This is a genomic window from Roseovarius salinarum, from assembly GCF_002834145.1.
GTDB lineage: Bacteria > Pseudomonadota > Alphaproteobacteria > Rhodobacterales > Rhodobacteraceae > Roseovarius > Roseovarius salinarum.
Window position 1 is genome coordinate 1 of sequence record NZ_PHNT01000011.1, and the last position, 22009, is coordinate 22009.

Here is a 22009-nt window from a genome sequence, read left to right on the forward strand (position 1 = left end):
CCGCGGGCGCGGCGGGCGCCTGCGCGGGGGCGGCCGCCGGGGCTGCCGGTGCCGCGACGGGTGCCGGGTCCTGCCGGCGGCTGACGCGCACGTTGAGGCTGTCGTCGGTGCCGTAGTCGCGCTTGACCTGCAGTTCGGTCAGGTCGTTGTCGTTGAGAAGCTCGGCCAGCGCACGGATGAAGGCGACGTCGTCGTCGTGGGTCTTGTTGGGCATGCGGTTCCTCGGCTGTTGCGGCGCCGCGGCCCTGGCGGGCCAGAACGGACGGTCCCGCCGCTTATAGGACAAGGCGCCGCGGTAGAAAAGCAGCCATTTGGTGCCGTGCGCCGCCACGCGGCGGCGCACAGTTGATTGCCGGACCGGTTGGTGCTTGTCTGTTTCCTGCACCGTGCGCAGGGAGGGCGGACATGAACATCGCGCAATGGCTGGCACGCGTGGCCGCGGTCTCGCCGCGGAGGCCCGCGGTCTTTCTCGGGCGCGAGCGGGCCTGCGACTATGCCGGCCTGCACGGCCGCGCGGCGCGCCTGGCCGGCTGGCTGAGCGCGCAGGGCGTTGCCCCGGGCGATCGCGTCGCGATCTTCATGACCAACGTGCCGGACTACCTGACCGCGCTTTTCGGCATCTGGTATGCCGGTGGCGCGGCGGTGCCGATCAACGCGAAGCTGCACGGGCGCGAGGCCGCCTGGATCATCGGCGACGCGGGCGCGGCGGTGACGCTGGCGTCGCCGGAGCAGGCCGCCGCGCTGCGCGCCGCCGCCGCAACCGGCCGCCTGGTCGAGACGGACGGCGCGGACTGGGCCGTGGCGATGGACCACGCCCCCAGCGACGGCCCCGCCGCGCGTGCGCCGGGCGACCTGGCCTGGCTGTTCTACACATCCGGCACGACGGGCACGCCCAAGGGGGTGATGATCACGCACCGGATGCTGCAGGGCATGACGCTGAGCTACCTGTCGGACGTCGACACGGTGACGGCCGGGGACGCGACGCTCTATGCCGCGCCGATGAGCCATGGCGCCGGCCTTTACAGCCTGCCGCATGTCCTGATGGGGGCGCGGCACGTCTGCCCGCCCTCGGGCGGTTTCGACCCGGCCGAGATCCTCGACCTGGCCCGCCGGCACGAGCGGCTGCACATGTTCGCCGCGCCCACGATGGTCAACCGGCTGACCGCGCATGCGCGGGATGCCGGCGAGACGGGCGCGGGGCTCAGGACAATTGTCTATGGCGGCGGGCCGATGTATCTGGCCGACATCGAGGCGGCGGTGGACCGTTTCGGGCCCGTGTTCGTCCAGATCTTCGGGCAGGGCGAATGCCCGATGTGCATCACCGCCCTGTCGCGTCACGACGTGGCCGACCGCACCCACCCGCGCTGGCGAGAGCGCCTCGGCTCGGTCGGGCGGGCGCAGAGCCTTGTCGAGGTGGCGATCGGCGACGAGGCGGGCCGTGTCCTGCCGCCCGGCGAGACCGGAGAGATCATGGTGCGCGGCGACCCGGTGATGCCGGGCTACTGGCAGAACCCGCAGGCCACGCGCAAGGCGCTCAGGGACGGCTGGCTGATGACCGGCGACGTGGGCCGGATCGACGCCGACGGCTACGTCACGTTGCACGACCGTTCCAAGGACGTGATCATCTCGGGCGGCACGAACGTCTACCCGCGCGAGGTCGAGGAGGCGCTGCTGTCGCACCCGTCGGTCGCCGAGGTGTCGGTGGTGGGCCGCCCGGACGCGGAGTGGGGCGAGGTCGTTGTCGCCTTCGTCGTCCCCGCAAGCGGCTCGAAGCTGGACGAGGCGGCGCTCGACGCCCATTGCCTTGACCGGATCGCGCGCTTCAAGCGGCCGAAGGCCTATGTCGCGCTGGGCGCGCTGCCCAAGAACAACTACGGCAAGGTACTCAAGACGGAACTGCGCAAGATACTGGAGGGCGCGAATGGTTGATCTGACGGGAAAGACGGCGCTGGTGACCGGTTCGGTGCAGGGCATCGGGCTGGCCGTGGCCGAGGCGCTGGCCGGCGCGGGGGCGCGTATCGCGGTGCACGGCCTCGCCGGCGATCACCAGATCCACGAGGCCTGCACGCATCTGCGCGCGAAGGGCGCGCCGCAGGCCGAGTTCTTCCACGGCGATCTGCGCCAGCCCGAGCGCATCGACGAGCTGATGGCGGCGGTCGCGGCCTGGGGCGGGGCGGACATCCTCGTCAACAACGCGGGGATCCAGCACACCGCGCCGCTGGCGCGGATGCCGCGCGAGACATGGGACACGATCCTGCAGGTCAACCTTTCGGCGGCCTTCGAGACGATGCAGGCCGCGCTGCCGGGCATGGCCGAGCGCGGCTACGGCCGGGTCATCAACATCGCCAGCGTGCACGGGCTGGTGGCCAGCAAGGACAAGGCCCCCTATGTCGCCGCCAAGCACGGTCTGGTCGGCCTGAGCCGCGTGGCCGCGCTGGAATACGCCGGGACGGGCAGCAAGGCGGACGGTGGCGTGACCGTCAACTGCATCTGCCCCGGCTGGACCGAGACCGAGATCCTTGCGCCCCAGATCGCCGAACGCGCGGAGGCGCACGGCGGCGACCGCGCGGCCGGCATCGCCGAGCTTCTGGCCGAGAAACAGCCCAGCCGCCGGACGTCGGACCCGGCGGAGATCGGCGCGCTGGCGCTTTGGCTTTGCGATCCGATCGCCCACAACGTGACCGGCACCGCGATCCCGGTGGACGGCGGCTGGACGGCACAGTAACCGCCGCCACCACGCCGGTTTTCAGGAGCCGCCGCGCGGGCCGGTCTCGCCGGCATGGAAGTCCGCGGCGATGCGCATCTCGCGCAGCGGGCGGACCCGCGCGATGGCCGACGCGTAGAGCGGATGCGCCTTGTAGGCGGCCAGGTCTTCCTCGCTGTCGAACTCGGCATAGACCACGAGATCGACATGCGGGCCGCTGATCGTGTCGGCACCGAGGTTGCCGCCCACCTCGAAATGCCGCGCGTGCGGAATGTCCGCCAGGGTCATGAGCCCGTCGCGGATGGCGTCCAGATCGGCGTGGTCGCGCGCGGAAAAGAACACGATGTGGCGGATCATTCGCTGCGCGCCGCCTTCTCGGCCAGCCCGGACCGGCCCTGCCGGCGGGCCAGTTCATCCATCACATCCGAAAGCGCCACGCCGCGCGACTGCAGCATCACAAGCAGGTGGAACAGCACGTCCGCGGCCTCGGCCGTCAGGCCCGCGCGGTCGTCCTTCACGGCCTCGATCACCGCCTCGACGGCCTCTTCGCCGAACTTCTCGGCGGTTTTCTCGGGCCCCTTCGCCAGCAGCCGGGCGGTCCAGCTGTCCTCGGGGTTCGCCGCGGCGCGGGTGGCCACGATCTCTGCAAGTTCCTCGAGCGTCATGCCTGCGTCCTCACGGGTATGCCGGCGCGGGCCATGTGCGCCTTGGCCTGCCGGATGGAGAATTCGCCGAAGTGGAAGATCGAGGCGGCCAGAACCGCGCTGGCGCCGCCCTCGGTGACGCCGCGCGCCAGGTGGTCGAGCGTGCCCACCCCGCCCGAGGCGATGACGGGCACCTCCACCGCGTCCACGATGGCGCGGGTGAGCGCGATGTCGAAGCCTTCGCGCGTGCCGTCGCGGTCCATGCTGGTCAGCAGGATCTCGCCCGCGCCCTTGGCCGCGACCGTGCGCGCGAATTCGACGGCGTCCACGCCCGTCGCGCGGCGGCCGCCGTGGGTGAAGATCTCCCAACGGTCCGGGGCAACCCGCTTGGCGTCGATGGCGACGACGATGCACTGGCTGCCGAAGCGGTCGGCGGCGCGGCGCACGACATCGGGGTCGGCCACGGCCGCGGAATTGAAACTGACTTTGTCGGCGCCGGCCAGCAGCAGGGCGCGAACATCGTCGGGCGTGCGCACGCCGCCGCCCACGGTCAGCGGGATGAAGCAGTGCTCGGCGGTGCGGCGCACCACGTCGAGCATCACGCCGCGGTTCTCGTGCGTGGCGTTTATGTCGAGAAAGCACAGCTCGTCGGCGCCGGCGGCATCGTAGGCGCGCGCGGCATCCACCGGGTCGCCCGCGTCGCGCAGGTCGACGAAGTTCACGCCCTTGACCACGCGGCCGTCGGCGACGTCGAGGCAGGGAATGATGCGGGTCTTGAGCATGCGGCAGGCCCCTTTCGCGTTCACGGCATTGTTTATGGGCATTGGCGGCGACATGCCAGAGGGTGGGGCCGATTGCCACTGCCATTCAGGGAGTTTCGCGATGAACAGGATCTTCGCCGCCGCCACGCTCATGCTCGCCCCGCTGCTGACCGCGCCCGCGGCCGCGGCCGACCTGACGCGCGTGGAGTCCGCGCGCGGGGTCGCGGCCACCGCCGACGCGCTGGAGGCCGCGGTGGAGGGCGCGGGCGCCACCGTTTTCGCGCGCGTCGATCACGCCGCCGGCGCCCGATCGGCCGGCATGGACCTGCGCCCCGCGCAGCTTCTGGTGTTCGGCAACCCCAGGCTGGGCACGCCGGCGATGCAGGATGCGCCCGAGGCCGGGCTTTTCCTGCCGATGCGCGTGCTGGTCCACGAGGATGCCGACGGACAGACCCTGCTGGTCTACGAGGATCCCGCGGCGATGCTGGGCGATCTCGACGGTGTCGCGGCCGGCGCGGGATACATCGAGAAGATGACCGGCGCGCTTGCCAAGCTGACGGCAAAGGCCGCCGGCGGTTAACCGGCCAGCGCGGCCAGGGCCTGCCGCAGGTCGATCGCCCCGTCGTAGAGCGCGCGCCCCGAGATCGCGCCGTTCAAAGGTGCCCCGCAGTCGCGCAACGCGATCAGGTCGTCGATGGAACTGACGCCACCCGAGGCGATGACGGGGATCGACACGGCCCGCGCGAGCGCGGCCGTGGCGGCGACGTTGGGCCCGCCCATCGCGCCGTCGCGGTCGATGTCGGTATAGATGATCGCGGCCACGCCCGCGTCCTCGTAGGATCTGGCAAGCTCGGTGGCGTCCACGTCGGTCTCGTGGGCCCAGCCCTGGGTGGCCACGCGGCCGTCGCGCGCGTCGATGCCCACGGCGACCTGCCCCGGAAAGGTGCGCGCGGCCTCGCGCACCAGCGCCGGGGTCTCCACCGCCACGGTGCCCAGGATCACGCGGGCCAGCCCCTTGTCCAGCCAACGTTCGATCGTGGCCATGTCGCGGATGCCGCCGCCCAGTTGCGCCGGCACGCCGGCCCGGGCGAGGATCGCCTCGACCGCGGCGCCGTTGACCGGCTCGCCCGCGAAGGCGCCGTTGAGGTCGACCAGGTGCAGCCATTCGCAGCCGGCCGCGACGAAGGCCTCGGCCTGCGCGGCGGGGTCGTCGTTGAACACCGTCGCCTGGTCCATCTCGCCCTTGTAAAGGCGCACGGCCTGACCGTCCTTCAGGTCGATGGCGGGATAAAGGATCATGGTGCCTGCACTCCCCCGTGTGGCTGACTGGACCCGTCCTAAATCACGCGCACGGGGGATTTGCAACGCGACCCCACGTCAGGCTTGATCGCGGCCCGGCGGCGCGCACACTGGGCCGAAAAGGGAGGAGACGGATGAAACACATCGCAACCGCCGTCGCGTTGCTGCTGGCCGGCGCCGGGGCCGCCCTGGCGGAGCCGCTCGAGGGCATGTGGCAGACCTCGCCCGACGACAACGGCCACGTCGGCTGGGTCGAGGTCACGACCTGCGGCGCCACGCTGTGCGGCAAGCTGGTCAAGGCATTCGATTCGGACGGTCGGCCCATCGAGTCGGACAACATCGGCCGCAAGATCATCTCGCGGACGGAGCCCGCGGGCGACGGCCGCTACACCGGCCGGGTGTATTCGCCGGACCGCGACAAGACCTACCGCTCCAAGCTGGAGCTTTCGGGGGACCGGCTTTCGGTGTCGGGTTGCGTCATGGGCGGGCTGATCTGCCGCGACGGTGGCACCTGGGTGCGCGTCGAATAACGCGGGCCGCGCGGCGGGTTAGCCACGCGTCACTGGAAAGGGCGCCCGTTTGCCCCATATGTATCGCATGTAACCGGGGCCGGCGGCGCCCGGGAAACGCGTCTCGGCGCCGCGGGCTCGCCATGCAGGGGCCAAGCCATGTGGCGCGTCGTTCTTCTGACTGCCCTCGTTTCCGCCGGGTCCGGCTGGGCGGGCCCGTCCGACGCCATTCTCGGGCTCTGGCGCACCGGCCCGGACAGCAAGGGACAGGTCGCGCACGTCAAGGTGCAGGAATGCGATCGCCGGATTTGCGGCCGGATCGTCGCGGCCTTTTCCGCCGAGGGCGAGCCGGTGACGTCGCCCAACGAGGGCAAGCTGGTGTTCTGGAACATGTCGCGCACCGCGCCTTCGCGGTATTCGGGCCGGGCCTGGGTGCCCGCGCACGACCGGGTCTATGATGCCGGTGCGCGCATCGCCGGGGACCGGATGAAGGTATTCGGCTGCCTTGGCCCGTTCTGCCGCAGCCAGGTCTGGACCCGGGTGGAGTAGGGCGCGCAGCACCCCCCTCAGGGCCGCCACGTCAGGAAATTGCCGATCAGCCGCAGGCCGGTGGCCTGGCTTTTCTCGGGGTGGAACTGCGTGCCGACGATGTTGTCGCGCCCCACCACTGCCGTGATCGGCACGCCGTAGTCGGCATGGGCCAGCAAGTGCGCGGTGTCGTCCACCACGTAGTGGTAGGAATGCACGAAATAGGCATGATCGCCCGTCGCGATCCCGTCGAACACGGGGTGGGCGCGGTCGATCACCAGGTCGTTCCAGCCCATGTGCGGCACCTTGAGCGCCGGGTCGGCGGGGGCGATGCGCGCCACCGTGCCGCCGATCCAGTCGAAGCCCGGCGTTTCCTCGTATTCCATCCCGCGCGTGGCCATCATCTGCATGCCGATGCAGATCCCGAGGAACGGGGCGCCTTGACCGATCACGCGCTCCTCGATCGCCTCGAAGACGCCGCGGTGGTCGAACAGCGCCTGCCGGCAGGCCGGAAAGGCGCCGTCACCGGGCAGCACGATGCGGTCGGCGCGCGCGATGACCTCCGGCGAATCGGTGACGGTGACGGGGCCGGCGCCCGCCTCGGCGGCCATGCGCTGGAACGCCTTCTCGGCGGAGTGCAGGTTGCCGCTTTCGTAATCGACGATGACGGTGGACATGGCGCTACAGCGCCCCCTTGGTCGACGGGATGGCGTCGCCCTTGCGCGGGTCGGCCTCGATCGCGTCGCGCAGCGCGCGCGCCACCGCCTTGAACGCCGCCTCGGCGATGTGGTGGCTGTTGATCCCGCGCAGCGCGTCAACGTGCAGTGTGATCCCGCCGTGGGTCGAGAGGGCCTGGAAGAACTCGCGCACCAGTTCGGTATCGAATGCGCCGATCTTCTGGGTCGGCATCTCGACGGACCAGGCCAGGTAGGGCCGCCCCGAGAGGTCGAGCGCGGCGCGGACCAGCGCGTCGTCCATCGGCAGCAGGCACGCGCCGTAGCGGCGGATGCCGCGCTTGTCGCCAAGCGCCCGCGCCAGCGCCTGCCCGAGCGCGATGCCGATGTCCTCGACGCTGTGATGGTCGTCGATGTGGGTGTCGCCCGAACACCGTACCGTCATGTCGATCAGCGAATGGCGGGCCAGCTGGTCGAGCATGTGATCGAGGAACCCCACGCCGGTCGCCATGTCGTGGGCGCCGGAGCCGTCGAGATCGACCTCGACGCGGATGTCGGTTTCGGCCGTCTTGCGGGTGATCTCGGCGCGGCGCATGGGCGGTGGTGTCCTTTCGGCTGTGCGCCGCCCTTATAGGGCCGCCCGGCGTCGGCGCCAAGGGTTTGCGGCGCCGGCGAAAGACGAAAGGGCGCGGCCTGTGCCGCGCCCTTTTCGATGGCCTCCCGCGAGGGGAGAAATGGAGCGGGTGATGAGATTCGAACTCACGACATCAACCTTGGCAAGGTTGCGCTCTACCCCTGAGCTACACCCGCGCCCTTGGGTGAGGCGTGAGATATAAATTCTCGCGCGGGGCTGCAAGAGGAAAATTGCGGCGCCCCGCAATTTTCCTCGGGGGGCGGCGGGGCTCAGTTCGTCGCGCCGGCCCGTTCGCGGCGGCGCTTCTGTCGCAGCAGGTTCAGCCCTTCCACCGCGCCGGAAAACACCATCGCCGCGTAGATGAACCCGCGTTCGATATGGAAGTGGAAGCCGTCGGCGACCAGCGCCATGCCGACCATGACCAGGAACGCCAGCGCCAGCATCTTGGTTGAGGGGTGCGCCTCGATGAACTCGGCGATCGGGTTGGCGGCCACCATCATCACGACGATGGCCACGACCACCGCGGCGATCATCACCTCGATGTGGTCGGCGATCCCCACGGCCGTCAGCACGCTGTCGACCGAGAACACGAGATCCAGAACCATGATCTGCGCGATCACCGTCATGAAGACCGCCTTGACGACGGCTTCCTCGGAGGTCTGGAAATCCTCGCCCTCGACCTCGTCGAAGATCTCGGTCGCGGCCTTGTAAAGCAGGAACAGCCCGCCGGCGACGAGGATCACGTCGCGCCACGACACCGGGAAGTCCATGACCGTGATCACCGGCTCCGACAGACCCACGATCCAGGTTATGGAAAACAGAAGGCCGATGCGCAGCACCAGCGCGCCGGCCAGCCCCAGAACGCGCGCGCGCGGGCGCTGGGCCTCGGGCAGCTTCGACGCGACGATCGAGATGAAGATCACGTTGTCCACGCCGAGGATGATTTCCAGCACGGTGAGCGTGAAGAACGACGCCCAGACCGCCGGGTCGTTGAGCAATTCCAGCATGACACCTCCGCAAGCGGTTGGCCGGCCCGCCGGCCGGCGCGCCTTCGCCGCGGAGGATAAAGGATTCGCCCCGCCGGGCCAGCGCGAAACCGGCCGACCGGCAGGCGCTTGCAGACCCGTCTGGCGATTGTGCCCGCAAGGGGCCCAGGACGGCGCGGGCCTACTCCAGTTCGACCAGCAGGTCCTTGGCGTCGATCTGCCCGCCGGGCTGGACATGCACCGCCTTGACGGTGGCGTCGCGCTCGGCTTGCAGGCCGGTTTCCATCTTCATCGCCTCGATCGTCAGCAGCATGTCGCCTTCGTGCACCGTCTGGCCGGGCTGGACGGCCACGCTGGCCACCACGCCGGGCATCGGCGCGCCCACGTGGTTGGTGTTGGTCGGGTCCGCCTTGGGCCGCGCGCCGGCCTGCGCCTTGACCTTGCGGTCGGGCACGCGGATGACGCGGGGCTGGCCGTTGAGCTCGAAGAAGACCTTGACGTCGCCGTCCTCGCCCGTCTCGCCCACGGTCTGCAGCCGGATCTCGAGGATCTTGCCGGGGTCGATCTCGGCGCTGATCTCCTCGCCCGGTTCCATGCCGTAGAAGAAGGTGCGCGTCGGCAGGGTGCGCACCGGCCCGTACTGCCGGTGGCGGCCCATGTAGTCCAGGAACACCTTGGGATACATCAGGTAGCCGTTGAGATCCTCGTCGTCGACCGACTTGCCCTCGAGCTGGGCGCTGAGGTCGCGGCGCGTGGCCTCCAGGTCAACCGGCTCCAGGTGCTTGCCGGGCCGCTCGGTGTCGGGGGTTTCGTCCGTGAGCACCTTGCGCACGATGGCCGGCGGGAATCCGCCCGGCGGCTGGCCGAGGTTGCCGCGCATCATGTCGATCACCGAGTCGGGGAAGGAGACCTCGGTGTCCGGGTCCTCGACGTCGGCGCGCGTCAGCCCCTGGCTGACCATCATCAGCGCCATGTCACCCACGACCTTGGAGCTCGGCGTGACCTTCACGATGTCGCCGAACATCCGGTTGACCTCGGCATAGGTCTGGGCGACCTCGTGCCAGCGGTCCTCGAGCCCGAGGCTGCGCGCCTGTGCCTTGAGGTTGGTGAACTGCCCGCCGGGCATCTCGTGCAGGTAGACTTCCGAGGCGGGTGCCTGAAGCCCCGCCTCGAAGGCGGCGTATTGCCCGCGGACCTGTTCCCAGTAGTCGCTGATCCCGCGCACGCGCGCGATGTCCAGGCCCGTCTCGCGGGGGCCGTGGCGCAGCGCCTCGACGATGGAGCCCAGGCACGGCTGGCTGGTCGCCCCGGAGAACGCGTCCATCGCCGCGTCCGCGGCATCCACGCCGGCCTCGGCCGCGGCCAGCACCGAAGCGCCCGAGATGCCCGAGGTGTCGTGCGTGTGCAGGTGCACGGGAATGTCGATCTCGTCCTTGAGGGCGCGCACCAGCAGCGTCGCGGCGGCCGGTTTCAGCAAGCCGGCCATGTCCTTGATGCCCAGGACGTGGGCGCCGGCGGCCTGAAGCTCCTTGGCCATGCCGACGTAGTATTTCAGGTCGTATTTCGCGCGGTCGGGATCGAGGATGTCGCCGGTGTAGCACACCGCCGCCTCGCAGACGCGCCCGGTGTCCTGCACCGCGTCCATCGCCACCCGCATGTTCTCCACCCAGTTGAGGCTGTCGAAGACGCGGAAGATGTCGATGCCCGTCTCGGCGGCCTGCCGGACGAATTCCCGTACCACGTTATCGGGGTAGTTGGTGTAGCCGACACCGTTCGAGGCGCGCAGCAGCATCTGCGTCATCACGTTGGGCATCGCCGCGCGCAGGTCGCGCAGCCGCTGCCAGGGGCATTCCTGCAGGAAGCGGTAGGCCACGTCGAAGGTGGCGCCGCCCCAGCATTCAACGCTGAACAGCCCGGGCAGATGGGCGGCATAGGCCGGCGCCACGCGGATCATGTCGATCGAGCGCATGCGGGTCGCCAGCAGGCTCTGGTGGCCGTCGCGCATCGTCGTGTCGGTCAGCAGCAGCCGGTCCTGGTCGAGCATCCAGTCCGCGACGGCCTTCGGGCCCTCATTCTCCAGCAGGGTCCTGGTGCCCGGGGGCGGGGCATCGTGGCCCACCCGCGGCGCCTTGGGCGTTCTGGCCTGCGCCGGCGGACCGGCGCGGCCCTGCGTCTCGGGGTGGCCGTTGACGGTGATGTCGGCGATGTAGGTCAGCACCTTGGTGCCCCGGTCGCGCCGCTTGCTGAACCGGAACAGCTCGGGCGTCGTGTCGATGAAAGTCGTGGTGTATTCGTTCGACAGGAACGTGGGGTGCTTGAGAAGGTTCTCGACGAAGGCGATGTTGGTCGACACGCCCCTGATGCGGAACTCGCGCAGGGCGCGATCCATCCGCGCGATCGCGGCCTCGGGCGTGGGCGCCCAGGCGGTCACCTTCACCAGCAGGCTGTCGTAGAACCGGGTGATGATCCCGCCGGCGTAGGCGGTGCCGCCGTCGAGACGGATGCCCATGCCCGTGGCGCTGCGGTAGGCGGTGATGCGCCCGTAGTCCGGAATGAAGTTGTTCTGCGGGTCCTCGGTGGTGATCCGGGTCTGCAGCGCGTGGCCGTGCAGGGTGATCGACGCCTGGTCGGGCTTGCCGGTGGCCTCGGCCAGCGTCCGGCCCTCGGCGATCTTGATCTGCGCCTGCACGATGTCGATGCCGGTCACCTCCTCGGTGACCGTGTGCTCGACCTGCACGCGCGGGTTCACCTCGATGAAGTAGAAGGCGCCGGTCTCCATGTCCATCAGGAACTCGACGGTGCCGGCGCACTCGTAGTTGACGTGCTTGCAGATCTTCACGCCCAGTTCGCACAGTTCGGCGCGCTGCGCCTCGGTCAGGTAGGGGGCGGGCGCGCGTTCGACGACCTTCTGGTTGCGCCGCTGGACCGAGCAATCCCGCTCGTAGAGGTGATAGATCTCGCCGTGACCGTCGCCGAGGATCTGCACCTCGACGTGGCGGGCGCGGGTGATCATCTTTTCCAGGTAGCCCTCGCCGTTGCCGAAGGCGGCCTCGGCCTCGCGCCGGCCCTCGCGCACCTTCTCCTCCAGCTCGTCGGGGCCGTTGATGGGGCGCATGCCGCGCCCGCCGCCGCCCCAGCTGGCCTTGAGCATCATCGGGTAGCCGATTTCCTCGGCTGCCTCGCGGGTGCGCGCCATGTCGTCGTCCAGCACGTGACTGGCCGGGATCACCGGCACGCCCGCCTCGACGGCGACGCGCCGGGCGCTGGCCTTGTCGCCCAGCGCGCGCATGGTCTCGGCCTTGGGGCCGATGAAGGTGATGCCGGCCTCGCGGCAGGCATCGACGAAATCCGGGTTTTCCGACAGCAGGCCGTACCCGGGGTGGATCGCGTCCGCACCCGACTGCTGGGCCACCCGGATGATCTCGTCGATCGACAGGTAGGCCTGCACGGGGCCCAGCCCCTCGCCGATGTGATAGGCCTCGTCGGCCTTGAACCGGTGCAGGCCCAGCTTGTCCTCCTCGGCGAAAACGGCGACCGTGCGCTTGCCCAGCTCGTTGGCCGCGCGCATCACGCGGATCGCGATCTCGCCGCGGTTGGCGATCAGGATTTTCTTGAATTCGCTCACGTCTGCGTCCCCCTGTCCGTCGTTGCGGGCGGCGTCGCCCGGTGGCGTGCTGCAGCGCAGCGCCGTTGACCGGATGTTGTAGGCGGTGTGACGGTTTCTCGCAATCCGGCACCGACCACTTTCACCCGTTCGCGACATTTCCCACCCGCGCGGGCGATGCCGGCGCGGCCCCCGGCCCGGCGAAAGCTCCGGTCAACCTTCTCGCGCTAAGGTAAGAGGGGATACAGGAGCATAGGGGATGCCATGCTGTTTCGCCGCATCTACGTCAGCCAGGCCGCCCCGGGCGTGGGCGAACAATGCATCGCACGGATCCTCGCACAGTCGCGGCGCAACAACCAGGCCGCGGGGCTGACCGGGTTGCTGATCTTCCACGAGGGGCGATTCTTCCAGGTGCTCGAGGGGCGCGCCCCGGATGTTCTGGCCTGCTGTGCCCGGATCGCCGAGGATCCGCGACACACCGACATGCAGATCCTGCAGGAAGGCCGGGTCACCACCCGGGCCTTCGCCGGCTGGAAGATGGGGTATGGCTGGCCGCAGGCGTTGCCGGATGCCCGTTGCGACGGCGTCATCCCGCTGCATGACCTCGTGCCGCCAGACAGCCCCGCGCGCGGCGCCGACGGGCAGGTGCGCCGCGCGGTGCGCGATTTCCTTGCCGGGTTCCGGCACCTGCCGGATGCGGGCGGCCGGGTGCGCGCCTGACCGCCCGGAACGGGTGGACAGCAGGGCAGCGCGCAAGCTCCCGGCAACCATTTTCGCCTGTCAGACGGGAACGCCCCGTCGTCCACCCCGTCAACCAAGGGGAAGGCCGCCATGTTTTTCCGCCGAATCTACACCAGCACCGCCGCCCCCGGCACGGGGGAGCACGCCGTTGGCGACATCCTGCGCCGGTCGCGGCGCAACAATGCCGCTGCGGGGCTCACCGGGTTGCTCGTCTTCCACCAGGGTCGGTTCTTCCAGGTGCTCGAGGGGCCGCGACCGGCCGTGCTGGCGTGTTATGGCCGGATTTCCGGCGATCCGCGCCACGGCAAGATGCGCCTGCTCGACGAAGGCCCGGCGCAACAGCGTGCCTTCGGCGACTGGCAGATGGGGTACGGCCGCCCGCAGGATCTTCCGGCGGCGCAACGCGACGGGGTGATCGCCATCCTCGATCTCGTGCCGCCCGACAGCGCCGCGCGCGGCGCCGACGTCCAGGTCCGCCGCGCCGTGCGCGATTTCCTCTCCGGGTTCAGGCATCTTCCGGCCGGGCGCCGCACGGCGTGAGGTGACGCGCGCGGGCGGGTGCCCCGGCGCCCATGTCAGGGGGCGATGAGCCGCGCCCGTGCCTGCGCGGGGTGGGCCAGCCCCAACTGCCCCATGTTTGCCACCAGATCCGCGCGCAGGACGTCAGCCAGATGCGCGGGCCCTGCCGGCCCCAGCGCGGCCAGCGCGTAGTGCCACGCGCGCCCCAGCATCACGAAATCCGCGCCCAGCGCGAAGGCGCGCAGGATGTCGAGCCCGCCCGCGATGCCACCGTCTAGGATCACCGGCAGCGCGGTGGCCCCGCGGATCCCGCGCAGCGACTCCAGCGTCGCGGGGGCGGCGTCGAACTGCCGGCCGGCATGGTTCGACACCCACACGGCATCGACCCCTTCGGCCTCGAGCCGCGCGGCGGTTTCGGCCTCCAGCACCCCCTTGACCACCAGCGGGCCGCCCCACGCGTCGCGCAGCCAGCGCAGGTAATCCCAGTCGGGCGCCGTGCGCAGCAGGTAGCCCGCGTGCGCGGTGGACGACAGCCCGCTGGTCCGCCCCGCGTAATCGTCGATCAGCCGCATCCGGGGCATGCCGTGGCGCGCCATGCCCGCCGCCCAGGCCGGCCGCGCGGCCACCTGCGCCAGAAGCCGCGGCGTCAGCCGGGGCGGCTGCGTCAGCCCCGACCGCAACTGCCGTTCGCGCCGGCTGGCCACCGGCACGTCGACCGTCAGTACCAGCGTGTCGAACCCCGCGTCCCGCGCGCGCGCCAGCATGTCGGCGCGGATCTCCGGGTCGCGCGGCGGGTACATCTGGAACCACGCGGGCTTGCCCAGGTCGTCACCCAGATCCTCGGGCGTGCGGCTGGCCACCGTGGACAGGGTGTAGGGGATGCCAAGTTCGGCCGCCGCGCGGGCCAGGTGGTGTTCGGCCCGCGGCCAGACCAGCCCCGACATGCCCACCGGCGCGATACCCACCGGCAGCGCGGGACGCGCGCCCAGCAGCGGCACCGACAGATCCGGCACCACCTCGCCATGCAGCACCGAAGGGCGCAACAGCACCGCATCCAGCGCGGCGCGGTTGCGTGCCTGCGTGGCGCCCGTGCCGGTCGCGCTGTCGAGGTAGTCCCACACGAAGCGCGGCACGCGGGCGCGGGCCCGGGCGCGCAGGTCGGCGATGGCGGGAAAGCGGGCGTGCAGGTCCATGCCGCGCATTTGTCCCCACCGCCGTGCCCGCGTCCAGTGCCGGGCCGGAAAATTAAATAATTTTCCGGCCCGGAATTTTATTTAAAATTCCGGGCGGCCGCTGCGGCGACCTCGGGAACATCCTGCGAACAAACCTTTAACTCCGGCGACGCGCACGCTAACCTCGGGTCATGAGCCATTTCGACGAATCCGCCGCCTTCGAACAGGCCGCCCTGTCCACCCGCGCGATGGCCGCGCGGCCCGCGCCCTATCTTGACGGGCTCAACCCCGAACAGCGCCGTGCCGTCGAGGCGCTGGACGGGCCGGTGCTGATGCTCGCCGGCGCGGGCACCGGCAAGACCAAGGCGCTGACCACGCGGCTGGTGCACCTGCTGAACACGGGGCGCGCGCGGCCCGACCAGATCCTTGCCGTGACCTTCACCAACAAGGCCGCGCGCGAGATGAAGGACCGGGTGGGCCAGCTCATGGGCCACCAGATCGAGGGGATGCCGTGGCTGGGCACCTTCCACGCGATCTGCGTCAAGCTGCTGCGCCGGCACGCCGAACTGGCCGGGCTGAAGGCGAACTTCACCATCCTCGATACGGACGACCAGCTGCGCCTGCTCAAGCAGCTGGTGCAGGCCGCCGGCATCGACGACAAGCGCTGGCCGGCCCGCCAGCTGGCCGGGATCATCGACCGCTGGAAGAACCGCGCGTGGACGCCCGCGAATCTGCCGGCGTCCGAACACGCGGCCTACGACGGGCACGGCCCCGCGCTCTTTGCGCAATACCAGGCGCGGCTGAAGGAGCTCAACGCGGTCGATTTCGGCGACCTGCTGCTGCACGTGCTGACCATCTTCCGCGCGCATCCGGACGTGCTGGAGCAGTACCAGCGCCGCTTCGCCTATATCCTCGTGGACGAGTACCAGGACACCAACGTGGCGCAGTACATGTGGCTGCGGCTGCTGGCGCAGCGCCACCGCAACATCTGCTGCGTGGGCGACGACGACCAGTCGATCTATGGCTGGCGCGGCGCCGAGGTGGGCAACATCCTGAAATTCGAGACGGATTTTCCCGGCGCGACGGTGATCCGGCTGGAGCAGAACTACCGCTCCACCCCGCATATCCTGGGCGCCGCGGGCGGGGTGATCGCCGCCAACGAGGGCCGGCTGGGCAAGGAGCTTTGGACCGAGGCCGACGCGGGCGAGAAGGTGCGCCTGATCGGGCACTGGGACGGCGAGGAGGAAGCGCGCTGGATCGGCGAGGAGATCGAGGCGATGCAGACCGGCACCCGCGGGATGCGGCCCTTCTCGCCGGACGAAATCGCGATACTCGTGCGCGCCAGCCACCAGATGCGCGCCTTCGAGGATCGTTTCCTGACCATCGGGCTGCCCTACCGCGTGATCGGCGGCCCGCGTTTCTACGAGCGGATGGAGATCCGCGACGCGATGGCCTATTTCCGCCTCGTCGTGAGCCCCGCCGACGACCTGGCGTTCGAGCGGATCGTGAACACGCCCAAGCGCGGGCTGGGCGACAAGGCGCAGCAGAAGATCCAGACCACCGCGCGCGCCAACGGCGTGCCGCTGGTCGACGGCGCGCGGCTGCTGCTGGAACAGAAGGGGCTGACGGGCAAGGGCGCGGCGGCGCTGGGCCGGTTGCTTGACGATCTCGCGCGATGGGGACGCATGGCCGGCAGCGGCGAGGTCGGCCACGTCGAGCTGGCCGGGATGATCCTCGATGAATCCGGCTACACCGCGATGTGGCAGAACGACAAGACGCCCGAGGCACCGGGCCGGCTGGAAAACCTCAAGGAGCTGGTCAAGGCGCTGGAGGAGTTCGAGAACCTCTCGGGGTTCCTCGAGCACGTCAGCCTCGTGATGGACAACGAGCAGGGCGAGCAGGGCGAGAAGGTGTCGATCATGACGCTTCACGCGGCCAAGGGGCTGGAGTTCCCGGCCATCTTCCTGCCGGGCTGGGAGGACGGGCTGTTTCCCAGCCAGAGGTCGATGGACGAGACCGGCCTGAAGGGGCTGGAGGAGGAACGCCGGCTGGCCTACGTCGGCATCACGCGCGCCGGCGAGGTCTGCACGATCTCGTTCGCCGGCAACCGCCGCGTCTTCGGCCAATGGCAGAGCCAGCTGCCCTCGCGCTTCGTCGACGAGCTGCCCGAGGCGCACGTCGAGGTTCTCACGCCGCCGGGGCTTTACGGCGGCGGCTACGGTGCCGCCGCGCCGGGTGCGGGGGCCGCCGGGATCGAGACGCGCGCGGCCGAGGCCAACGTCTACAACTCGCCCGGATGGCGGCGGATGCAGGCGCGCGCGGGCGAGCGACCGCTGTCGCAGCCGCGCGAGTCGCGCGCGCCGGTGATCGACGCGCAGGCGGTGTCCAGCCACACCGTGGGCGAGCGGGTGTTCCACCAGAAGTTCGGCTACGGCCGGATCACCGGGATCGAGGGCGACAAGCTGGAGATCGATTTCGAGAAGGCGGGGCCGAAGAAGGTCGTGGCCAAGTTCGTCTCGGGCGCCGACGACGTGCCGTTCTGAGCCGGGGGGCGCGGGGGCGCTGCCCCCGTCGCCCTGCGGGCGACTCCCCCGGAGTATTTCGGGCAAGATGAAGAACGCCGGTGCGCCTCAGCGCTCCAGCCGCTGGCGCCAGTAGCCCAGCGGGTAGAAGACGAGCGCGGCGGCCATGCCGATCACCACGATCCGTGCGGCCAGTTGCGTGCCGCCGTCGGGAAACGCGTCGCGCAGCACCAGCAGCGCCGGCAGGCCCACGGCGTTGGGCACGGCCAGCACCGCCAGCGCGTAGAAGGCCGCGAAGCCGGCCCAGCCGGTGAAGCGCCGCGCCGCCGCCCGTGCGCAAAGCCAGACCCCGGCCAGGATCGCGACGAGGGAGACGAGCATCACCGTTCAGCCCGCCGTTTCCAGCGTCGCGCGGTCGATGATCGCGACGCCGTCGCCGACGCGGTCGGAGGGGTGGGTGACCACCCGCGCGCCGGCCTCGAGCCCGGCCGTGACCTGTGCCGCGCGGTCATTGCGCCGCCCGATCCCGACCGTGCGCAAGCGGGCGACGCCGTCACCACCGACCGCGAACACCGCCCAGTCGTCGCCGCGGCGAAAAAGGGCACTCAACGGCACCTGCAGGACGTTGTCGGCCTGCCATTCGACGATGCGCAGGTAGACCGCGTAGCCGTCGCCCAGGCCCGCGCGCGCGGCGGGGGGCGAGACGAAGTCGAAGACGACGTCGACGCGCTGTTCCTCGATGCCCAGCGCGGAGACCTCGGTGCGTGCGGATGGCTCGACCCGGCGCAGTTCCGCCTCCAGGGGCTCCGGGCCGCCCCAGCGCTCCACGATGGCGCGCGCCCCCGGTGCAAGACCGATGGCATCGGACGACAACAGCTCGGCGACGATCTCGAGATCCTGCGGCTGGCCTACCGACAGAAGCCGCGTGCCCGCGGTGACGGGCCGTTCGCTGAGCACGTCGATCGACAGGACCTGGCCGTCGATCGGCGCCGTGAGCCGCACGCAGCAGCCCTGGTCGCCGGCCGCCGGGTCGTCGGGTTCGATCAGCGCCGCGCGGGCACGGTCGAGCGCGCCGCGCGCCCGGTCGAGCTCGGCGCGCGCGGCCTCCAGCGCGGCCTTCCTGATCTCGAGCTGCTGGGTGACGTCCTCGAGCCGGGTGAGCGAGGCGACGCCGCGTTCCACCAGTGTCTGGACCCGTTCGAACTGGCTGCGGGCATGGGCCAGTTCCTCCTCGGCCACGCGCGCGCGGCTCTCGGCGGCGTGCAGCGCGGCGCGTGCCTCGCGCACGGCGGCCTCGGCCTGCACCCGGCTGCGGGTGTCCAGCAGCGCGGGGCTGGCCGGCTCCACCACCGCGACGACGGTCTCGCCCGCGGTCACGTCGTCGCCCACACGAACCGGCGAGCGCTGCGCCGTCCCGGTGATCGGGGCGGCGACCTCGTAGACCTCGCGGATGCGCGTGCGCCCCTCTGCGCCGATGGTCACCTGCATCGGCCCGCGCGTGACGGTGGCAAGGTCGACCGGCACGGGGTCCGGCCGGAACGCCACGACGGCCAGTGCGGCGACGGCGGCCAGCCCGAGGCCACCCAGGATCAGCGTGCGGGGTCTAGTGGCCATGGGTCATTCCCTCGTTTTCATGACGTCGACAAGATCGAGCCGGTCGAGCCGGCGGCGCACGATCAGCGCCGAGGCCAGCGCGGCCCCCAGCACGACCAGGCTTGCGCGCGCGAAACCGGCGGGTTCCAGCACCAGCGGGATCGCGTAGAGATCGCTGCTCGAGCCCTCGGCCAGCGCCTTCGAGATGGCCGCGCCCAGCAACCAGCCCAGCGGTTGCGCCAGCACCGCGATCAGCATGCTTTCGCCCACGAGGATGAACGAGACCTCGCCGCGGGTGAAGCCCAGGATGCGCAGGCTGGCCAGTTCGCGGGCGCGCTCCGACAGCTGGATCCGCGCCCCGTTGTAGGCGACGCCGACGGTGATCATGACCGCGATGGCGATGTAGACCGTGGTCATGATGGTCACGTTCTCGCGGATCGTGTCGCGGAACGCGCGGCGCATCCGGTCGATCATCACCAGCCCGCTGAGCTTCGGCGTGCGCTTGAGTTCCGCGTGCAGCGCGGGCAGCTTCGTGTCGTCGAGCAACAGGTTGGCGGTGGTGATGCGCGGCGCCTGGCCCAGCAGGCGGTTGAGCGTGCCGAGGTCCATGTAGGCGCCCAGCCCGAAGTACTGCGTTACCAGCCCGGCCACCCGGACCGCGTGCGTTTCGTTGTGCGCGCCCATGAACTCGACCTCGATCACGTCGCCGGGGCGCGCTTCCAGCTGGTCGGCCAGCCGCCGCGACAGCAGCAGCCCGCCGGGCGGCGCGGTGACCACGCGACCGGCACCGTCGATGATGCGCGACAGGTCGGTGCCGGGGCGGCGCGCCTCGATCGGCGTGTCCTTTTCCAGGTGGCCGTGGCGCAGGATCGCGGCGTGGAACTGCTGGCCCTCGGCGCGCAGCACGCCCGGCAGGTCCGCGACCCGCGCCAGCGCGGTTTCCGGCACGTCGGGTGTGAACATCAGCATCGCGTCCTGACGGTTGGCCTGGTGGAAGGCGGTATCCAGGATCTCGTCGAGCGCATCCGAGAAGAAGCTCGAGGCCACGAGGACCGCGACTGCCAGCGACAGCCCCAGCGTCGTCAGGGCCGAGCGCACCGGCCAGCGCATCAGGCTGCGCAGGATCATCATCACCGGCTGCGACAGGCGCATCGCGGCCAGCGCCCGGTCCAGCACGGTGCGCTTGAACCGCGGGGGTGCCGGCGGGGCCATGGCGACCGCGGGCGCCATCCGCGCCGCCCGCAGCGCGCTGCGCGTGGCCCCCGCCGCGGCGCTGAGCAGGGCCAGCGCCCCCGACACGGCGTAAGCGGTGTAGGACACGCTGTAGATCAGGTAGGGAAAGTCGAAGAACCGCGCGTAAAGCTGCGCCAGTTCGCGCGACAGCCACGTTCCCGCGGTCCAGCCGATCAGCGTGCCGGCCACGGCGATGAGCCCGGCCAGCATCAGGTAGTGGATGCAGATCTCGACGTCGGAATAGCCGATCGCCTTGAGCAGGCCGATCTCGGAGCGTTCCAGCGCGATGATGCGGCCGAGAACCATGCCCACGAGGAAGGCGGTGATGCCGAAGAACACCGGCGGAAGGATCATCGCGGTGGTGCGCAGCTGCGTGATCTCGGCGTCGACGAAACTGTGCGACACCTGCTTGTCGCGCCCGTAGGCCCCCAGCCCGCCGTAGGGATCGAGCAGGTCGTTCAGCCGGTCGATCACCGCCCGCTCGTTGGAGTGCGGCCCCAGGTCCAGCGCCACGTTGTTGAACGCGCCCTCCATGTCGAAGGCCGCCGCCAGCGCCGCCCGCGGCATCCAGAGGATACCGAAGGTCTCGTTGTCGGGCATCATGCCGCCCGGGCCGATGGTATAGATGAATTCCGGCGACAGCAGCGTGCCAGTCAGCGTGAGGCTGCGCTTGCGCCCGTTCAGGTTGGCCGCGAAGCTGTCCCCCGGTTGCAGGCCGTTGGCCCGCGCGAAGGGTTCGTTGACGGCGACCTCGTCTGCCGCCCCCGGCGCCGGCAGGCGCCCGGAGCGGACCACCGGCACGTTCAGCCCGCCGCCGCCTTCCCCGGGCAGCGACAGCAGGCGCCCCGTCACCGTTTCCATCCGGCCGGGGATGTCGAGGACGGCATGTTCGGACACCCGCGCCTGGGCCGCGCGCACGCCGGGAATCTCGCGGATGTCGCGCATCAGCGACAGCGGCGCGCGCCGGGCGTCGCCGAAGACGTCGGCGAAGCGGTTGCGCTCGTAGTAGGCCGCGCGCGTCTCCTCCAGCGCGGTCTGCATCCCGAAGGACGTCATCAGGATCGCCACGCCGCAGCCCAGCACCAGCGCGATGGCCAGCGCCTGGGCCCAGAGGCGGCGGAAATCGCGCAGAAGCTTGCGGTCGAGCGCGTCCATCGCCCCGCGTCCCCTACCAGCTGATCTCGGACGGGGCGACCCGGGTGGCGTTTTCCTCCACCCGTTCGATGCGCCCGTCGCGGAACCGGATCACCCTGTGGGCCATCTTGCGGATTGCCGCGTTGTGGGTGATCACCGCCGTCGTGGTGCCCAGCCGGTCGTTGACCGATTTCAGCGCCTCCAGCACCTGGATGCCGGTCTGGCTGTCCAGCGCGCCGGTGGGTTCGTCGCACAGCAGCACCTCGGGGCGTTTCGCGATGGCCCGCGCGATGGCGACACGCTGCTGTTCGCCGCCGGACATCTCGGCGGGGAAATGGTCCATCCGGTGGTCCAGCCCGACCTCGGCCAGCGCCGCTTCTGGCGTCATCGGGTCGCGGGCCACGTCGGTGACAAGCTGGACGTTCTCGCGCGCGGTCAGGCTGGCCACCAGGTTGTAGAACTGGAAGACGAAGCCCACGTGATCGCGCCGGTAGCGGGTCAGGCCCCGGTCGCCCAGCCCGGTGAGTTCAAGGTCGCGGAACCAGACCCGGCCCTCGGTCGCGTGATCCAGCCCGCCCAGGATATTGAGCAGGGTGGACTTGCCACTGCCCGAGGGGCCCAGCAGGACGGCCAGTTCGCCCGCGAAAAGTTCCAGATCGACGCCGGCCAGCGCCGTCACCTTCACCTCGCCGGTGTCGTAGACCTTGGTCACCCCTTCGGTTCTGAAAACCGTTTCAGGCATCTGCGCGATT

The 22009-nt window shown here is 70.5% G+C and carries 21 protein-coding genes, 1 tRNA gene and 1 pseudogene; 8 read left to right on the forward strand and 15 right to left on the reverse strand.

The genetic code is table 11. From position 1 onward, the window contains the following. Positions 1 to 214 (reverse strand): annotated as a pseudogene (locus CEF10_RS10865) (acetyl-CoA carboxylase, biotin carboxyl carrier protein); the annotation flags it as partial. A 191-nt stretch (positions 215 to 405) separates the two neighbouring features. Here CEF10_RS10865 and CEF10_RS10870 point away from each other — a divergent pair. Further along, on the forward strand, positions 406 to 1929 hold the full coding sequence (locus CEF10_RS10870; RefSeq protein WP_101068205.1) for a class I adenylate-forming enzyme family protein: 1524 nt from the start codon (positions 406 to 408) through the stop codon (positions 1927 to 1929). Further along, positions 1922 to 2725, forward strand: coding sequence for a 3-hydroxybutyrate dehydrogenase (locus CEF10_RS10875; RefSeq protein ID WP_101068206.1), 804 nt, complete (start codon positions 1922 to 1924; stop codon positions 2723 to 2725). Before CEF10_RS10870 ends, CEF10_RS10875 begins: the two co-directional genes overlap by 8 nt. A gap of 21 nt (positions 2726 to 2746) precedes the next feature. On the opposite strand, the gene CEF10_RS10880 is transcribed toward CEF10_RS10875, so the two are convergent. From CEF10_RS10880 to hisF, 3 genes are read right to left on the reverse strand one after another with little or no spacing between them, the layout of a single operon-like run. Beyond that, the gene (locus CEF10_RS10880) at positions 2747 to 3061 is read right to left on the reverse strand and encodes a Dabb family protein (RefSeq protein WP_101068207.1); all 315 of its coding nucleotides are present in this window, start codon (positions 3059 to 3061) and stop codon (positions 2747 to 2749) included. Next, positions 3058 to 3369 carry a phosphoribosyl-ATP diphosphatase gene (locus tag CEF10_RS10885; protein WP_101068208.1) on the reverse strand — a complete coding sequence of 104 codons (312 nt, stop codon included), beginning with the start codon at positions 3367 to 3369 and terminating at the stop codon, positions 3058 to 3060. The genes CEF10_RS10880 and CEF10_RS10885 overlap by 4 nt, the downstream gene beginning before the upstream one ends. Then, positions 3366 to 4130, reverse strand: coding sequence for an imidazole glycerol phosphate synthase subunit HisF (hisF, locus tag CEF10_RS10890; protein ID WP_101068311.1), 765 nt, complete (start codon positions 4128 to 4130; stop codon positions 3366 to 3368). The genes CEF10_RS10885 and hisF overlap by 4 nt, the downstream gene beginning before the upstream one ends. A 100-nt stretch (positions 4131 to 4230) precedes the next feature. Here hisF and CEF10_RS10895 point away from each other — a divergent pair, with 100 nt between their 5' ends. Then, entirely contained in the window at positions 4231 to 4689 is a 459-nt protein-coding gene (locus tag CEF10_RS10895) for a DUF302 domain-containing protein (RefSeq protein WP_101068209.1), read from the forward strand. Here the strand turns inward: CEF10_RS10895 and hisA are convergent. Further along, positions 4686 to 5408 carry a 1-(5-phosphoribosyl)-5-[(5-phosphoribosylamino)methylideneamino]imidazole-4-carboxamide isomerase gene (gene hisA / locus CEF10_RS10900; protein WP_101068210.1) on the reverse strand — a complete coding sequence of 241 codons (723 nt, stop codon included), beginning with the start codon at positions 5406 to 5408 and terminating at the stop codon, positions 4686 to 4688. The genes CEF10_RS10895 and hisA overlap by 4 nt on opposite strands. A 134-nt stretch (positions 5409 to 5542) precedes the next feature. Between hisA and CEF10_RS10905 the strand changes: the two genes are divergently transcribed. Together CEF10_RS10905 and CEF10_RS10910 are read left to right on the forward strand one after the other, a co-directional pair. Next, complete coding sequence (locus CEF10_RS10905) at positions 5543 to 5938, forward strand: DUF2147 domain-containing protein (protein WP_101068211.1); 396 nt, start codon at positions 5543 to 5545, stop codon at positions 5936 to 5938. Between the two features lie 138 nt (positions 5939 to 6076). Beyond that, positions 6077 to 6466, forward strand: coding sequence for a DUF2147 domain-containing protein (locus CEF10_RS10910; protein ID WP_101068212.1), 390 nt, complete (start codon positions 6077 to 6079; stop codon positions 6464 to 6466). A 17-nt stretch (positions 6467 to 6483) separates the two neighbouring features. Here CEF10_RS10910 and hisH read toward each other — a convergent pair whose 3' ends face one another. The 5 genes from hisH to CEF10_RS10935 form a co-directional block, all read right to left on the reverse strand. Beyond that, positions 6484 to 7122, reverse strand: coding sequence for an imidazole glycerol phosphate synthase subunit HisH (gene hisH, locus CEF10_RS10915; protein ID WP_101068213.1), 639 nt, complete (start codon positions 7120 to 7122; stop codon positions 6484 to 6486). Between the two features lie 4 nt (positions 7123 to 7126). Then, entirely contained in the window at positions 7127 to 7714 is a 588-nt protein-coding gene (gene hisB / locus CEF10_RS10920) for an imidazoleglycerol-phosphate dehydratase HisB (RefSeq protein ID WP_101068214.1), read from the reverse strand. Positions 7715 to 7854: 140 nt separating this feature from the next. Continuing rightward, positions 7855 to 7929 (reverse strand) — tRNA-Gly (locus CEF10_RS10925). A gap of 93 nt (positions 7930 to 8022) precedes the next feature. Next, positions 8023 to 8760: a TerC family protein gene (locus CEF10_RS10930; protein ID WP_101068215.1), complete on the reverse strand. Its 738-nt coding sequence runs from the start codon at positions 8758 to 8760 to the stop codon at positions 8023 to 8025. Positions 8761 to 8920: 160 nt separating this feature from the next. Next, positions 8921 to 12364 (reverse strand): pyruvate carboxylase, encoded by a 3444-nt coding sequence (locus CEF10_RS10935; protein WP_101068216.1) that lies wholly within the window; start codon positions 12362 to 12364, stop codon positions 8921 to 8923. 243 nt (positions 12365 to 12607) lie between these two features. On the opposite strand from CEF10_RS10935, the gene CEF10_RS10940 reads away from it, so the two are divergent. Further along, entirely contained in the window at positions 12608 to 13063 is a 456-nt protein-coding gene (locus CEF10_RS10940) for a BLUF domain-containing protein (protein ID WP_101068217.1), read from the forward strand. 111 nt (positions 13064 to 13174) lie between these two features. Beyond that, complete coding sequence (locus tag CEF10_RS10945) at positions 13175 to 13624, forward strand: BLUF domain-containing protein (protein ID WP_101068218.1); 450 nt, start codon at positions 13175 to 13177, stop codon at positions 13622 to 13624. A gap of 35 nt (positions 13625 to 13659) precedes the next feature. Here CEF10_RS10945 and CEF10_RS10950 read toward each other — a convergent pair whose 3' ends face one another. Continuing rightward, on the reverse strand, positions 13660 to 14805 hold the full coding sequence (locus CEF10_RS10950) for an alpha-hydroxy acid oxidase (protein ID WP_101068219.1): 1146 nt from the start codon (positions 14803 to 14805) through the stop codon (positions 13660 to 13662). 161 nt (positions 14806 to 14966) lie between these two features. Here CEF10_RS10950 and CEF10_RS10955 point away from each other — a divergent pair, with 161 nt between their 5' ends. Next, positions 14967 to 17318: an ATP-dependent helicase gene (locus tag CEF10_RS10955; protein ID WP_101068220.1), complete on the forward strand. Its 2352-nt coding sequence runs from the start codon at positions 14967 to 14969 to the stop codon at positions 17316 to 17318. A gap of 87 nt (positions 17319 to 17405) precedes the next feature. Here CEF10_RS10955 and CEF10_RS10960 read toward each other — a convergent pair whose 3' ends face one another. Genes CEF10_RS10960 through CEF10_RS10975 form a run of 4 tightly spaced genes read right to left on the reverse strand, consistent with a single transcriptional unit; the run spans position 17406 to position 21999 of the window. Beyond that, positions 17406 to 17681: a hypothetical protein gene (locus CEF10_RS10960; RefSeq protein WP_232796476.1), complete on the reverse strand. Its 276-nt coding sequence runs from the start codon at positions 17679 to 17681 to the stop codon at positions 17406 to 17408. 3 nt (positions 17682 to 17684) lie between these two features. Beyond that, the gene (locus tag CEF10_RS10965) at positions 17685 to 18911 is read right to left on the reverse strand and encodes an efflux RND transporter periplasmic adaptor subunit (protein WP_101068222.1); all 1227 of its coding nucleotides are present in this window, start codon (positions 18909 to 18911) and stop codon (positions 17685 to 17687) included. A gap of 3 nt (positions 18912 to 18914) precedes the next feature. Then, a complete protein-coding gene (locus CEF10_RS10970) occupies positions 18915 to 21278 on the reverse strand; it encodes an ABC transporter permease (RefSeq protein WP_101068223.1) in 2364 nt (787 codons plus the stop codon). A 13-nt stretch (positions 21279 to 21291) separates the two neighbouring features. Next, the gene (locus CEF10_RS10975) at positions 21292 to 21999 is read right to left on the reverse strand and encodes an ABC transporter ATP-binding protein (RefSeq protein ID WP_101068312.1); all 708 of its coding nucleotides are present in this window, start codon (positions 21997 to 21999) and stop codon (positions 21292 to 21294) included. Positions 22000 to 22009 lie beyond the last annotated feature (10 nt).